Below are 14,911 nucleotides of genomic sequence, written 5' to 3'. Positions count from 1 at the left end.
ATGAAAATAATTACAGGCAAAGGAACGCCAACCCCCCTTTTTTCGTTAATAAAATATGACACAGATAACCAACGTGACGATGCATTCCCCGGACAATCAGGTTCCTGTTGTCCCGGCTTCGACGGGCAACCTGCCACTCGATGATACTTGGCGGAAATCGATTCCGGCGCAGGTGTTTCTGAACCATTTCTTTGCCATGGATTACCACATCCAGCATCAGAATGACCTTTTTGATTTGCCGAAATTCCCCATCTTTCAGCAGTTTTATGGCCGTGCTACCGACGAAAATCGGAAAGCGCTGGAAAAGCTTTTGCTGAATAGCTGGAGCGCTGAATATGCGCTGCGGATTACGCCGGTTGTCAACGACGAGCAATACCTCCAAAGTTCGCTGCACTGGACGTTTCCACAGGCTTACTACAGCGCGTTGTTTAGTGCCCGTGCGTTTTTGGCCGTGCAGGGCGTCAACGTCAGCAATGAAGAACTGATTCGCAAACGGATTGGGAATATGGTCGTTCGGGGCTATTACCCGGCTTCCATTGGCTATTATGCGCTTGGACCCATCAACAGTTACCGCATTCAGCGGTTGCCGATGGCGAAGCGGTTTAGCGTAGCGGCCAAAGCCGATTTGCTGTTACCCTCGCGTGAGGGTTCGGTTCAGGCCGAACTGGCGCAGTTCCTGAAAACCACCCGCGATCAGCGCGTCAGGTCGTTGCGGAATGCCATTCAGAATAACCCGAAAACAGCCCTGCGTAGCCCCAAAACAGGGGAGATTCTGCAAAAATTCAGCATTGAGCAGTACAAACAGTTGGCCAAACAAATTGGCTACACGACGTATTTCGATATGCTGAGCCGACTCCGTATTTCATCTACAAACCGTGAAATTGAGCGTTTTGTCGATTCAGAGATTGATGTCAAGCTTTTTCACCAGAGTTTGGTCAATGTAGTGGCCCACGTTAATGCGGTGCATGAAGCTTATATTGCCAAAGCGTTGGGCATTCAGGCGTATCGCCAGTTAGTGGCTAAGCTGCCGTCTTATCTTCAGGAAAGTTTCGTGCGTGAGCGGATGAACACGATCATTGCACCCATGCTGAAGGAGCCGGAGCAACACATGCCACAGCCACTCCGAATGGCGGCTTAATTGGGCCTATAGATGAATACAAAAAGCCCGGTCAGCAACTCGCTGGCCGGGCTTTTTGTATTCATCTGATTGGTTAGCAACCTGTTTAAAATTCTACAAGTAAAGGGTTGTTCCCCGTTGCTGTGTCCCCACAGCACAGCAATGGAGAATGAGGACAATTATGTGCCAGCTAACCTAAAAACCCTAACCCGTCACCAAATCAACCAGCGTTTCGATCCAAATTGGGCTGTCGTTCAGGCTTTCGACCAATTGCCAGTGCTCTCCGCCGGCCTGCTCGAAAAGCTCCTTGTACTCAACGCCTACTTCAATCGTCGTTTCCAGACAGTCGGCGACAAAGGCGGGCGAGAACGCCAGTACGCTTTTAATGCCTTTGCCGGGTAACTCCCTGATAATGTCGTCGGTATAGGGCTTAATCCAGGGGTCGCTGCCTAACCGCGACTGGAAACAGGTCGTGTATTTTCCTTCGGGAATGCCCATTGCCCGAACCAGCAGGCGTGTTGTTTCAAAACACTGCGCCCGGTAGCAATGCTGGTTCATGGCCTGAAAGGTTCCACAGCAATCGCCAAACCGGCATACGGACTTCGTAACGTCGCCCTTCCTAATCTGGCTTTCGGGCAGGCCGTGATAGCTGAATACGAAATGGTCGTAGTCGTAAGTCGCCATGTATTTGCGGCCCGTTTGCGCGAATCCTTCAATGAATTTAGGATGCTCCAGAAACCGATTGACGAAGCGAATCGAAGGAATCACCTGCCAGCTTTTGACGATCTCCATCACTTTCTCATAAACCGAACCGGTTGAAGCCGACGCATACTGCGGAAAAAAGGGAACCACCACAATCTCGGTCAGTCCTACTTGCTGAAAGGCAAGCAAGCCCGTTTCGATGGCCGGACTCTGGTAGCGCATGGCCAACTTGACGACGTATGCATCGCCCAGCTCGTTTTGCAGTTTCTGCTCAACAACGTGCCCGTAATGCTTCAGGGGTGAGCCCGTTTCGGTCCAGAGCTGCTTGTAAATTTTAGCGGATTTAGGTGCCCGAAAGGGCGCAATAAGGCCATTCACCAGCAACGAACGCGGCACAAGCGGAATGTCGATGACCCGGCCATCCATCAAAAACTCGCGCAGGTATTTGCGTACATCCGGCACCGAAGGGCTGTCGGGCGTGCCCAGATTAACCAGCAGAACACCCGTTTTGCCAACGGCTTTTGCGGCCGCGACGGGTGCTTGTAAAACAGGTGCTTCCATACTGAAAATAACGGTGGGTTGACTAAGTTGATACTTATTTTGCCTGAATATAGCGGCTTAAATCGGTGCGCGTGAAATCACTGAAGACTTCGCCCGGTAGTCCTGTAAAAATCATAATATCGCTGATTTTCTGCTCACCCCGGTCGCTGGACAGCAAGATGTTACCATGTTGCTCATAATCCTCCCAGGGAAGGGTAAAAACCGGTTGCGTGTCAGTGAGCTTCGGGTAGTAGGCCCACTGCGTTACTAAGTGCGACTTTTTATCGACCCATAGTTTGTACTTACCACCGGCCATCGCCGTGCCGGGTTTAAACGTCACCTGAAGGGCATCGGCAGGTTTTCGTTCCTGGGTGAGGTCATACCCGAGGTACCTGAGCGTCACGCCCGACTCCTTGAGTTTGAAAGGCATCAGCAGCCAGTAGGCGTCATTGAGCCAGTCGCGCTTACCCAGCCTGACGTACTTAGCCACTGAATCGGGTTGGGTCAGTTCCTCGCCATCCCGGTAAACGCGTCCCATGTCGTTGGTGCTGTTGAACAGTATGGTTTGGTCGTCGAGCAGGTTGTCGATACGCACATCGCCCGACCATTTATCCCAGACGAACTTTCGCAGTCCGTCAAACGTCCAGGCAATCAATTGCGTCTCGTCCCAGGCCGCCCGGCCGCCCATGGCTGCCATAACCGCGTCGGCAACCTGCACCGCACGGGCATCTGAACCAACCGCATCGAAACCCGGTGCAGGCGGATTGGGGTTTTTCACCGGCTGAGCAACGCTCAAGGCGCCGTGAAGTACAAACAGGACAAAATAAAGTCGATGTATTTTCATAAAGATAGCGCGTTGGACCGGTAAAAATAAAACCATGCAATGAATTATTTGGTTTACGGCGAGCCTGATTCGTGCTGCTTTTTTATTCATAAAGACGCAGTCAGTAGGTAAAACAGGCCGTTCCCTCAACTGGCAGCGTATGATTTTGTTACCTCTTCTATCCGCAAAATCCTATATTTGCTTTACCTGTTCGCAGATCAACAACTAACCCTTACTTTCCTGGCAGTATGACTCATCGTTTATGTAAATTGTTTTTACTTACATTCCCGCTACGACGTTTCCGTCTGGGCCTGTTCGTTGGCATTGGCCTACTCGGATGCGGCCAGGTATTTTCCCAGCAAACGCTTGATACACAGGCTTTATCCGTTACATCTGTTTGCCCCGGTTCGCAACTTGACGTGCCCGGCATCCGAACGTTTGGCAGTAGCGATTTCACGGTAGAGTTGTCGAATAACGGCGGGGCGTATTACGAAATTCCGTCGTCGTTTCTAACGGCATCGGGGCGATTTGAGATTACTTACCAGGCGACTATCCCGGCAAATACAGTGGCAGGCACCAACTATCGGGTGCGGTTAGTTGCCAAAAATCCAACCGTAGCCGGTACACCCAGCCCCACCATTCTGACCATAAAGACGGTGTCTCCTGACCCCACCATTTCGGCGATGAGTTATTGCCAGGGTACACAGGCAAGCCAATTGTCGGCTGTTACCAGCAATGGCGGGGTTCTTAGCTGGTATACATCGGCATCAGGCGGAGGAGCTTTGTCTGTCGGTCCAATTCCTGCTACGACTACGGTTGGAACGATTAATTATTACGTCACTCAGACCGTCAGCGGTAGTTGCGAGAGCCAGCGAATACCACTGCCAGTCACAGTCAAGAGTAATCCGGCAGCACCAGGCCTTGCCAACAACAACGTATCACTCTGCCAAAACGCGCCCCCCCAATCCCTGACAGCAACCGGGCAAAATCTGGTATGGTACACAACCCAAAATGGCGGCAGCGGCTCAGCGACGGCACCGGTCGTTAGCACCTCGCAGACAGGTCAGACAACCTATTATGTCAGTCAATCGGTCAATGGCTGCGAAAGTTCGCGTTCGGCCCTGTCGGTGACGGTTAAGGGGCTGCCCAGCGTTCCAGCCGTAGCCAACACCGGCCCCACCTACTGTCAGAACGCCCAGGCCACTGCCTTACAGGCCAATGGGCAAAACCTGAACTGGTATCGTGAATCGTCGGGAGGAACCTCATTAGGTAGCAGCGTAACGCCCGACACCAAAGTTGGCGGCAGCTTTACGTACTACGTTAGTCAGACAGTTGACGGCTGCGAGGGGTCGCGGAGTAGCCTCACGGTGAAGGTAACGGCCCTGCCGGCGGCCCCCTCCGTCACCAATGCCTACAGCTACTGTCAGAAAGCCCCAGCCTCAGCGTTGATGGCTACCGGAACGGGCTTGAAATGGTTCGAACCGTCGGGAAATACCACCACCACCGCTCCCACGCCCTCGACCGACAACCCCGGCATGATGAGTTATTTCGTGACACAATCGACGGACAACTGCGAAAGCCCCCGCTCCGAAATTAAAGTGACCGTAAAGCCCACCCCCGGCGCCCCCGGTACCTCGGCCATTTCGGTTTGTCAGAACGAATCGACGCGGGCGTTGTCGGCCAATGGGCAGAATCTGTTGTGGTATAGCACCGAATCGGGTGGCACGGGGTCGGCCACCAGCCCAGCACTCACTACCAGCCAGGTAGGTCAGATCAACTACTACGTCAGCCAGAGTCAGGACGGTTGCGAAAGTGCCCGTACCACGCTGACCGTAACCATCCGGTCGTTGCCAGCGGCTCCGGTCGTAACCACTAAGACTATTTGCCAGTTTGCACCCCCCGAATCCGTATCGGCCCTGGGCGAGCGGCTAACGTGGTATAACACCGACGGGAATAAGTTTGGGTCAGCGCCGATCATCAATACCGACAAAGGAGCCTCGTTTTCCCTGCTTGTCTCGCAAACCGTCAACGACTGCGAGGGCCCCAAGGCTACCCTAACGGTTAATGTACTAACCACGCCGGTGCCCACTGTTGGTAAACCCATCGTTGAAATTTGCCGGGGAGCCACTCCTCAACCCCTGGAAGCCACGGGCACCAATTTAAAATGGACCGACCCCAATGGTACCGTAAGCACAAGCACACCGACGCCCCCGACGATAAATGCCACCATTAAGCCCGAGGGCGATGTGTACTACGTTACCCAGACAGGAGCCAACGGCTGCGAAAGCCCGAAAGCCGCCATCCGGGTATTCGTCCAGACGCCACCAACGTTAGCTATTACGGGCACAACGACGACTAATCTGGGACTGGAAGTGCCGCTGAAACTGATGTTTACCGGTGTGGGGCCGTATCAGTATAAACTCGCAAATGGGTTGAGTGGGACGGCCATTAAAGACACGACGATTCTGGTGCTGCCCGACCGCACCACCATTTATCAGGTGGCCGAAGTGAGCAATAAATGTGGAACCGGATTGCCCGGAAATGGGGCTACCGCTACGATTACGGTTCTAATTCCGACCATAGAAACACTGAGTTTTACAACCACAACGGTCTGCGCCGGGGCCAGCCTAAGCACGAACTTCAGAACGACCGGCGCCTTCAATCCGGGTAGTGTTTTTAAACTTCAATTGGCTAAAGTTGAGACGGATACGACCAAAATTAACTTCGTGGATGCCGCAAACAGCCAGACCAGCAATGGCCAGATGACCGGCACGATTCCGGCCAATACGCCTGCCGGTGTGTATTGGGTGCGGGTGATGGCCACCAATCCAAAAATTCCCATCAATGGGACCAACAGCCCAACCCGGCTAACCGTTCGGGCACTGGCAACGGCGGCTCTAAGGGGCAATCAGACCATTTATGAAGGGCAACCCGCGAGTTTGACCGTCGCTTTTACCGGCGATGGCCCCTGGACCTTCGCCTACCGCGATAGCACCGCCACCGGTCTGGGAGCCAGCCTGACAGCCACCGCCACAACCAATCCGCAGGTGGTTGAGGTGCGACCCACCAAAACCACTGCCTACCTGCTGACGGCAGTAAGCAACGGTTGTGGCATCGGCACCAGAACCGGCAGCCCCGCTATCGTGACGGTAGCTCCGTTGCTGGGCCTGGATGATGGGTGGCTGGCCGATGCGGTAAGTGTTTATCCCATACCGGCCACAGCCACCTTAACGGTACACATTACGGGGATATCTCCTGCCCAGCCTGCGTTGCTGGAGTTAATCGATCTGACGGGCCGGACCACGCTTCGGCAGGAAGTTCGCCACGCCATTTCGTCGCTGCCCCTGGACCAGCAGCCGTCGGGCATCTATCTATTACGCATCCGGGTTGGCGAGCGAACGGCCTCTAAGCGGGTGCTGAAATTATAAGGCAGTCAGCTACTGTTAAAAAAAGAAAGCCCTCACGCAAGCTGGCGGGGCTTTCCAGAATACTACCTATGATGAAATTGTTTAATCGATTAAACGGGCGTGGAAACGAGTGGGCTACTGTTTTCGGGTTCCGTTTGACGAGCAATACTGGGTACAAAAAGCTGTAAAAAACAGGGAGAAACAGCGTCCACTGGCGTTCACTGTAGCTAATAAGCAAACTTCAGGATTAATTTACCCAATCCAACCTACATCTGTGATTCGGCGTACATCCGCCCGATAAAAAACACCGGGGAACCATTCCGCCCGTGTTTATGACCGTTCCTGAAATTTTTGTGAAAATCAGTCAGGATGTAGCTATCATTGTGCTATCAAAATGATATTATAAAAACAACTGAATAACTACGGTCATGGAAGAGAAAAAACTTACAGCGGTTTCGGGTTACCTGTTTCTGTTGCTTGCCCTGGTATGTTTTGGCCTGGCAGCCTTCGTGTTTCTCAGATTAGTTGGCGTGTATGGCCCAATTCCGGCCTTTTTGCTGGCGGGTGCTGGTTTTTTCATTCTGAAAGGCATCGTCGTTATTTATCCCAACGAAGGCATGGCGGCTACGTTTTTCGGGGATTATGTGGGCACCATCAAGGAAACCGGCCTGCGCTGGGTCAATCCACTCTACAGCAAAACCAAAATCAGCCTGCGCGCCCGCAACCTCAATGGGCAGCAACTGAAAGTCAACGACATAATGGGTAATCCGGTAGAGATTGCCGCCGTAGTGGTCTGGCAGGTAAAAGACACGGCCAGGGCGCTGTTTGATGTAGATAACTACGTGAACTTCGTGCAGATTCAATCAGAAGCAGCGGTCCGTAAACTGGCTAATTCGTATCCATACGACCACATGGAAGACGAAACCTCGTCGGTAACGCTACGGGATAGCACCGGCCAGATCAACCTGTTTCTGGAGCAGGAACTCAACGAGCGGCTGGAGCGGGCTGGGGTCGATATTCTGGAAGCCCGCATCAGTCACTTAGCCTACTCGTCGGAAATTGCCGGGGCCATGCTGCAGCGCCAGCAGGCATCGGCCATGATTGCCGCCCGTCGCCTGATTGTTGAGGGTGCCGTTGGCATGGTTGAAATGGCCCTGGCCCGGCTGGAAAAAAATGGGGTCATTTCGTTGGACGAAGAACGCAAAGCAGCTATGGTGAGCAACTTGCTGGTTGTGTTGTGTGGCGAAAAATCAGTTAGCCCGGTCGTTAACGCAGGAACCCTCTATGCATAGTTGAAAAGTTATAAGGTTGTATAGTTGTAAAGTGGCTGCTCTTCAACTGTACAGCTTTATACCCCTAAAACTTTATAACGTATCAATGGCTGTTGAAAAAAAAGCCTTTGTCCTGCGAATTCAGCCCGAAACGCTGAAGGAACTGGAGCGATGGGCGCAGGAAGAGTTTCGGAGTGTGAACGGGCAGATCGAGTTCCTGCTCAACGACGCGCTGCGTAAACGCAAAAAACGCCCCCGCGATTCTACCGGCGATGAAGCCGTGCCGCAACCGGATGCGTAGCCACGATGCACTTACCGAAAGCACCCGTAAAACCGGCAAACGACCTTATGAAATGGATAACCCGCGAACGGCCAAAAATCGACCGAATCGCCTGCCCCTGGCTGATTCGGCGGTTTATTGATTCACAGGCCGAGTTTATTTTCGTACCTGAGCATACCGTTCTGACGCAGGCTCAAGCGTTGCGCGCCACCCCGTTCGATGTTCCTGAAACGGAGTTTTCGCACTATGGCAGTCTGTGTACGTTCGATTATTTTCTGAAAAAGTACAACCTGACCGACCCGGCTCTGCATACGATGGCGCCCATCATTCGCGGGGCCGATACCGACGATCATACCCTTGCCCAACAGGCGGCTGGTTTATGGGCCATTTCGGCGGGCCTTGCATTTAATATAAAAGACGATTCTGAGTTACTGGAGAAAGGAATGGTGCTCTACGATGCGCTTTACAGTTGGGCGAAGCACCTTCAACAGGTACGGCATACGCAAAATCCAACGGAAAATTTGCTGTTGCAGGTAGTTGGTCGCTACATCACGTCGAAAAAGGGAAAGAAAACAAAAATTCCGGCCTGGATCACCGAACTGGAGGAATTAATTCAGGACCACATCGATACGAACCTGACGGTGAGCCTGAAAAGAATTTCCGAAGCACTACAGGTAAACCCGACTTACGTTTCCCGCGAGTTTCCTGCCTATTTTGATAACCTCTCCTTCGGCGACTACATCCGTAAACTCCGCATCGAAAAAGCAATCCAACTGCTCGACGCATCGACCCATACGCTGTCGGAGATTGCGTACCTGACGGGCTTCTCCGACCAGAGCCATTTTACCCGTATTTTCAAAAAACATACCGGCCAAAATCCATCCGGCTATCGGAAAAACCGGGAAAAAGGTAAAGCAGATACAAACAGATAATTCTGTTCTATTTTCGGGTATCGGGACTTCGTAGCCTTGCAGCAGAAAAGGCACTGGGTAGGCCAGTCGCTTGTCTTTCGCTACAGAATAAGGCTTTTTATGCAGGTTTTTGAAGGGACTATACGACTTTCGCAACAAGTGCCTGAAATCCCGAAGGGATGTCATTTTTATAGCCTGAAAACGATTTGTTTCGAATGGAATAACCCCGAAGGGGTCTCACCCCTTCGGGGTTATTCCCTGTTTGGTTACGTTTTGGCTATAATCCTAACAACCCTTCGGGTTTTGCGAAAGTCTTGCATTATTCCATCTATTTCACTGATTTTACGTCACCCGATCCCCTCACTCCACCCAAAAGTCGGCACGAGTCTGCTAATTAGTTTGGGGTTGTTTGGGTTATTCCAGCCCATACAGGCACAGGACAAGCCACCTGTTTATCCGCGCGTGGCTGGTTACGTCGGCCTGCTGCATCCATTAGTGACGCTCAGTGCCGAGGAGACTCAGGTCAATTTCAGGGATTATTACGCCGTTGGCCTGCCGACGGGCATCAACCTCTGGAAAAGTGAGAAAATAGGCTTTTCGGTGGAGTTTGTCCCCATCATCCGGTCTGAAAATGGCAGCAGCCGGGTGGCCAATTTTCTGTTCCATCCCGGCTTGCTCGTTGGCCTGGGGCATGGGTTTACCTTCGTTGGGCGGGCCGCTTTTGAAACGGCTGGCCGCTACGGATTCACGCCCGTACTGAATAAAGTCGTGAAGCGAAATAAGGCCAGTACCTATTTCGTTGCCGTACCGATTCCAGTGCGTTTCGGCAATAATCACCCCGCATCAGTTACCGTTGGGTTTCAGTTTGGAATTGGCTTTTGAGGTGAATTGTGACGCCGAGAAAAACAGCGATTCATGGAGTTTTTATTAGTCTCCGTGCATCTCTGTTTTTCGCAAGCGTCCTCGGTCTGTGAGGACACAGACCGCTATACCTACCTAATTGCCAGCGGTCTGTGAGGACACAGACCGAGGATACAGAGATTCGCAGAGGGCCATAAAAAAACTCCGTCTATCTCTTTTACGCGCTGTGTATCTCCGTGTCGCAGCCTTTTCCTCATCTTTGCCAGATAAACAGACGTGAAACGATGCTGGCGACCATTCTGCTAATCGACGATGAAGAACGGCTGCGCGGACTGTTGTCCCGGCTGCTTAGCCTGGAAGATTACCGGGTGCTGGAAGCCGCCGATGCCCGCGCGGGTCTGCGGGTGCTGGAACGGGAGGAAATTCAGGTAGTTATCTCGGATGTTAAGCTGCCCGACAAAAACGGCGTCGATCTATCGGCCCAGATTAAACAGCTCTACCCGGCCACCGAAATCATTCTGCTAACCGCCTATGGCACCATCTCCGATGGCGTAAAAGCCATTAAAAGTGGGGCCTTCGATTACATCACCAAAGGCGACGACAACGACAAAATTATTCCGCTCGTGAGCCGGGCCGTCGAAAAAGCCAATCTACAGTTCCGAATAAAGCGGTTGGAGGAGCAGGTTAGCCGCCGGCACGGTTTCGACAGTATTGTGGGCCACTCGAAGAGCGTGAAGCAGGCCATCGAACTGGCCCGCAGGGTGGCCGTAACCGATACCACCGTGTTGCTGACGGGCGAAACCGGCACCGGCAAAGAGGTATTTGCCCAGGCCATTCACTACGCCAGTCCGCGCCGGCAAGAGTCGTTTGTGGCCATTAACTGTGGGGCGCTGGGCAAAGATATTCTGGAGAGTGAATTGTTCGGGCATCGGGTTGGGGCCTTTACGGGCGCCAGCCGCGACCAGAAAGGCTTATTCGCCGAAGCGCACAAAGGCACAATTTTTCTGGACGAGATTGGCGAAATGCCACTCGATCTGCAGGCCAAACTTCTGCGGGTGCTGGAAACCCGCGAGTTTCTGCGCGTGGGCGATACCAAACCAACCAAAGTGGATGTGCGGGTACTGGCCGCTACAAACCGAAGCTTAGAGCAGGCTGCCAAAGCCGGTTCGTTCCGGCTCGATTTATACTACCGGCTGTCGGTGTTTGCGATTGAGCTGCCTCCCCTGCGCGACCGGCGCGAGGATATTCCAACATTGGCCAACCAGTTTGCCCGGCAGGATGCCGTTAAGATTGGTAAACGCGACATTCGGCTCAGTCCGGCCTTCGTTGAGAAACTCCGGCAGCATTCGTGGAAGGGCAACATCCGTGAGTTGAAGAACGTGATTGAGCGGGCGGTGATTCTGGCCGATTCGCCCAATGATGGCCCCACCGAACTAACCCCCGATCTGCTTCCCTATGAGATGCAGGGAACCGCCCAGCCAACGACCGATGAAGCGGCCTTTGATTTGGCTACTCTTGAGCAGCACCATATCCGGCGGGTGCTGCGCCATACCAACGGTAACAAAACCGAAGCGGCCCGGCTGTTGGGCATCGGCCTGACAACATTATACCGGAAACTGACTGAGTATGAGCTGGAGTAGGAAGTGACCAGGGCAACGTTGAAAAGCTGGCACGGGCAGTAGAGGCTGTTTGGCGGAGTAGTTCAGCCTGGATTGAGATGTTCTGAAATAAACGTGAGGACTTGCGCCAGTGTCATTGGCTCTGAGGGTCGATACCAAAAATGATAAAGAAAAATTCATTCCCGGACCGACGCGCCACCACTCGCTTCCGGCACATCTTCACTGGTACAGCACTGCCTTCGCCAACGATAGATTTCGGGCCAGTTCCGGTATGACAATTGGCGTTGACAGTCGATTTGGATAAATTAACGCCAAATGGGTAAGGACATAGAGACCCGCGACCAATCGGCTGAACATTTTCTGCGGCTCATTCAGGAGTCGCGCCGGGGAAAGTTCAAGATTTATATCGGCATGAGTGCGGGTGTGGGCAAATCGTACCGGATGCTGCAGGAAGCTCACGCGCTGTTGAGGAACGGCATCGATGTCAGGATTGGGTTTATTGAAACGCACAACCGGGCCGAAACAGTTGCGCTGGTCGATGGACTGCCCGTTATTCCCCGGCGAACGTTGTTCTACAAAGGCCGTCAACTGGAAGAGATGGATGTGCAGGCCGTGCTGAATCGGCATCCCGAACTGGTTATTGTCGATGAACTGGCCCATACCAACATTCCGGGGTCGAAAAACGAAAAACGCTGGCAGGATGTGGTTGAAATTCTGGAGGCCGGTATCAACGTGATCAGTGCCGTTAATATTCAGCATATCGAAAGTTTGTACGACGAAGTGCGGGCCATTACGGGCATCGACGTAACCGAGCGCGTACCGGACCGGGTGCTTCAACTGGCCGACGAAGTGGTGAATATCGACCTCACCGCCGACGAATTGATCGCCCGATTGCGCGAGGGCAAGATTTACGACCGGGCTAAAGTAGAAACCGCTCTTGGTAATTTCTTTCAGGCCGATAAAATCCTCCAACTGCGGGAACTGGCCCTGCGGGAAGTGGCCACGGCCGTTGAGCGCAAAATTGAAATCTCGCTCCCGCCCGGCGCAAAGGCCAAATCCGAGCGTTTTCTGGCGGCCATCAGCACCAACCACGAAATTGCCCGGCGCGTTATTCGCAAAACGGCCCGGCTGGCGGCTTACTATAACTCGCGGTGGTTTGTGCTGTATGTGCAAATACCCGCCGAAAACGCCGACCGGATTAAACTCGACCTCCAGCGTCATTTGATCAATAACCTGAAACTGGCTACTGAACTGGGCGCGGAGGTAATTCAGGTCAAAAGCGGTAACATCGTTGGTAGTATTATGGCCGAGGTGGAAAAACGAAACGTAACGACCGTTTGCATTGGCAAGCCCCACTTTACCTTAGTGCAGATTATTCTGCGAACCAATGCGTTTAATCAACTGCTTAACAAATTATCGGGGTCAGATACGGACCTGATTATTCTCGCGTAAAAAACGGGAACGCGGATGGGTAGATTCACACAGAGTTTTCACCATTAATCAGCGAAAATTCGCCGTATCTGCGTCACTGGTTCGCCAGCCCGGCCACATTCCTATCGTTCACTATGACCATTAAACGTAAAATAGCAGCCGCACTGGTCTTTATGTTCGCCATTCTTCTGGTTCTTGGTGGCTTAGGCGCTTATTATCTGACTGAATTGTCGAACGATTCGCAGGCCATTCTGAAAGATAATTACATCTCCCTCGAATACACCAGCAACATGCAGAAAGCCCTGGCAATGCTGACCGAATCGGCTGGGAACGACCCCTCAACACCGGACCCGGACGCACTAAGCGAGTTTGACGCGAACCTGAAAAAACAGGAAGCCAACATAACCGAAATAGGTGAGCAGAACGCAACCGATGGGCTGCGCCGGGAATTTAATCGCCTGAAAACCAAAGCCGATAAGCCAACAGCCATTGCTCGAATCCGACACTATTTGTTTGCGCTGGACGACATTAACCGACAGGCCATCATCCGCAAAAATGAGACCGCCAAACAAACCGCTAAAGATGCTCTGCTGTGGTTGTCGGTGGTTGGAACCGGCTGTTTTCTGGTCTTGTTTTCGTTCATTATCAATTTTCCCGGCTACGTAGCCAATCCTGTCCGGGAACTTACGCGCGGTATCCGGCAGGTAGCCAAGCGCAATTTTGGCGAGCGTATCCACATTGATTCCAGGGATGAGTTTGGCGAGTTGGCCCGGTCGTTTAACTCGATGGCGCAGAAACTCGACGAATACGAGCATTCCAACCTGGCCAGCGTTCTGTTTGAAAAACGGCGCATCGACACACTCATTCACATCATGAATGAGGCCATCATCGGCTTAGACGAAAATCGCCGGATTTTGTTCGCCAATTCGGTCGCCTGCCGGTTGCTGGGCGTCAATGAAGCACAGCTACTGGGCCATTATGCGCCCGATATTGCAGCCTCAAATGACCTCATGCGAACGCTGATTCAGGAGGTGATGCCGGACACGATGCCCACCTCGGCCCCGCCGAAGGTGCTGAAAATTTATGATGTCGACGCCGATGGAAAGGGAAAGGAAAATTATTTTAACCGCCGGACCCACACCGTCGACGTGACCCGCACGGGCGAAGAGCAGCCCCAACTCGCAGGCTACGTGATTGTGCTGGAGAATGTAACGCCCTACAAGGAGCTGGATTTAGCCAAAACGAATTTCATCGCCACTGTCTCGCACGAACTGAAAACACCCCTGTCGAGCATTAAAATGAGCCTTAAACTGCTGGATGACAGTCGGATTGGTCAACTCAATGACGAGCAGAAACAGTTGGCGCAGAACGTCCGCGATGATGTCGACCGGCTCCTCAAACTAACCGGTGAACTGCTGAATATGGCGCAGGTCGAAACCGGCCAGATTCAGTTGACGATGCAGCCCGTAGCGCCCGCCGATATTATCACGTATTCGACAACGGCACTTCGGGTGCAGGCCGAACAAAAAAACCTGCACTTTGTATTGAACATACCGAATGAGTTGCCTGCGGTTCAGGCGGACCCCGACAAGGCTTCGTGGGTGCTGATTAACTTCCTCTCCAATGCCATTCGCCACAGTCCCGAAGATGGCGAAATTGAGGTGTCGGCCCGTCGGCTAACGAACGAGCTGGTGGAATTTCGGGTGCGGGATCACGGGGCGGGCATCCGGCCCGAACACCAGGACCGCGTATTTGACCGCTATTTCAAAGCGCCGGGGCAGAATGGCCAGCTTACCGATGGCCCAACGGGCGGTACCGGACTTGGCCTGGCCATTTCCGGCGAATTTATTCAAAGCATGAACGGCCACATTGGCTTAGACAGAACCGTAACCGACGGAGCTGCTTTCTATTTTCAGCTACCGGTGGCGTAACGAAAACGTTTCCGGTTC

Annotated in this window: 11 protein-coding genes; 9 read left to right on the top strand and 2 right to left on the bottom strand. The window is 52.9% G+C overall.

Features of this window, described 5'->3' with window-relative positions:
* Positions 1-55 precede the first annotated feature (55 nt).
* Positions 56-1,138: a hypothetical protein gene (locus ACYVI1_RS29510; protein ID WP_460915062.1), complete on the top strand. Its 1,083-nt coding sequence runs from the start codon at positions 56-58 to the stop codon at positions 1,136-1,138.
* A 183-nt stretch (positions 1,139-1,321) separates the two neighbouring features.
* Here the strand turns inward: ACYVI1_RS29510 and hemH are convergent, their stop codons facing one another.
* Both hemH and ACYVI1_RS29500 read right to left on the bottom strand, forming a co-directional pair.
* Positions 1,322-2,380: a ferrochelatase gene (gene hemH, locus ACYVI1_RS29505; protein WP_460915061.1), complete on the bottom strand. Its 1,059-nt coding sequence runs from the start codon at positions 2,378-2,380 to the stop codon at positions 1,322-1,324.
* 34 nt (positions 2,381-2,414) lie between these two features.
* Positions 2,415-3,203: a hypothetical protein gene (locus ACYVI1_RS29500; RefSeq protein WP_460915060.1), complete on the bottom strand. Its 789-nt coding sequence runs from the start codon at positions 3,201-3,203 to the stop codon at positions 2,415-2,417.
* Positions 3,204-3,430: 227 nt separating this feature from the next.
* Here ACYVI1_RS29500 and ACYVI1_RS29495 point away from each other — a divergent pair, with 227 nt between their 5' ends.
* The 8 genes from ACYVI1_RS29495 to ACYVI1_RS29460 all read left to right on the top strand — a co-directional run bounded on the left by ACYVI1_RS29495 (position 3,431) and on the right by ACYVI1_RS29460 (position 14,893).
* Positions 3,431-6,610 (top strand): Ig-like domain-containing protein, encoded by a 3,180-nt coding sequence (locus ACYVI1_RS29495; protein ID WP_460915058.1) that lies wholly within the window; start codon positions 3,431-3,433, stop codon positions 6,608-6,610.
* Positions 6,611-7,017: 407 nt separating this feature from the next.
* Entirely contained in the window at positions 7,018-7,881 is an 864-nt protein-coding gene (locus ACYVI1_RS29490; RefSeq protein ID WP_460915056.1) for an SPFH domain-containing protein, read from the top strand.
* 85 nt (positions 7,882-7,966) lie between these two features.
* Complete coding sequence (locus tag ACYVI1_RS29485) at positions 7,967-8,161, top strand: type II toxin-antitoxin system antitoxin (protein ID WP_460915054.1); 195 nt, start codon at positions 7,967-7,969, stop codon at positions 8,159-8,161.
* Between the two features lie 47 nt (positions 8,162-8,208).
* The gene (locus tag ACYVI1_RS29480) at positions 8,209-9,072 is read left to right on the top strand and encodes a chromate resistance protein ChrB domain-containing protein (RefSeq protein WP_460915052.1); all 864 of its coding nucleotides are present in this window, start codon (positions 8,209-8,211) and stop codon (positions 9,070-9,072) included.
* A 282-nt stretch (positions 9,073-9,354) separates the two neighbouring features.
* Positions 9,355-9,933, top strand: coding sequence for a hypothetical protein (locus tag ACYVI1_RS29475; protein WP_460915050.1), 579 nt, complete (start codon positions 9,355-9,357; stop codon positions 9,931-9,933).
* Between the two features lie 263 nt (positions 9,934-10,196).
* Positions 10,197-11,552, top strand: coding sequence for a sigma-54-dependent transcriptional regulator (locus ACYVI1_RS29470; RefSeq protein ID WP_460915048.1), 1,356 nt, complete (start codon positions 10,197-10,199; stop codon positions 11,550-11,552).
* Positions 11,553-11,846: 294 nt separating this feature from the next.
* Positions 11,847-12,983: a sensor protein KdpD gene (locus ACYVI1_RS29465; RefSeq protein WP_460915046.1), complete on the top strand. Its 1,137-nt coding sequence runs from the start codon at positions 11,847-11,849 to the stop codon at positions 12,981-12,983.
* Between the two features lie 113 nt (positions 12,984-13,096).
* Complete coding sequence (locus ACYVI1_RS29460; RefSeq protein ID WP_460915044.1) at positions 13,097-14,893, top strand: sensor histidine kinase; 1,797 nt, start codon at positions 13,097-13,099, stop codon at positions 14,891-14,893.
* Positions 14,894-14,911 lie beyond the last annotated feature (18 nt).

The organism is Spirosoma areae (assembly GCF_054781775.1).
The sequence above is the reverse complement of the archived record's forward strand: the minus strand, read 5'-3'. Positions and strand labels throughout refer to the sequence as shown.

What these genes read in the sequence shown, in the direction of transcription:
- ACYVI1_RS29480 (WP_460915052.1), top strand. Translation starts at nt 8,209, where the DNA reads ATGAAATGGATAACCCGCGAACGGCCAAAAATCGACCGAATCGCCTGC.
- ACYVI1_RS29470 (WP_460915048.1), top strand. Translation starts at nt 10,197, where the DNA reads ATGCTGGCGACCATTCTGCTAATCGACGATGAAGAACGGCTGCGCGGA.
- ACYVI1_RS29490 (WP_460915056.1), top strand. Translation starts at nt 7,018, where the DNA reads ATGGAAGAGAAAAAACTTACAGCGGTTTCGGGTTACCTGTTTCTGTTG.
- ACYVI1_RS29495 (WP_460915058.1), top strand. Translation starts at nt 3,431, where the DNA reads ATGACTCATCGTTTATGTAAATTGTTTTTACTTACATTCCCGCTACGA.
- hemH (WP_460915061.1), bottom strand. Translation starts at nt 2,380, where the DNA reads ATGGAAGCACCTGTTTTACAAGCACCCGTCGCGGCCGCAAAAGCCGTT.
- ACYVI1_RS29465 (WP_460915046.1), top strand. Translation starts at nt 11,847, where the DNA reads ATGGGTAAGGACATAGAGACCCGCGACCAATCGGCTGAACATTTTCTG.
- ACYVI1_RS29485 (WP_460915054.1), top strand. Translation starts at nt 7,967, where the DNA reads ATGGCTGTTGAAAAAAAAGCCTTTGTCCTGCGAATTCAGCCCGAAACG.
- ACYVI1_RS29460 (WP_460915044.1), top strand. Translation starts at nt 13,097, where the DNA reads ATGACCATTAAACGTAAAATAGCAGCCGCACTGGTCTTTATGTTCGCC.
- ACYVI1_RS29500 (WP_460915060.1), bottom strand. Translation starts at nt 3,203, where the DNA reads ATGAAAATACATCGACTTTATTTTGTCCTGTTTGTACTTCACGGCGCC.
- ACYVI1_RS29510 (WP_460915062.1), top strand. Translation starts at nt 56, where the DNA reads ATGACACAGATAACCAACGTGACGATGCATTCCCCGGACAATCAGGTT.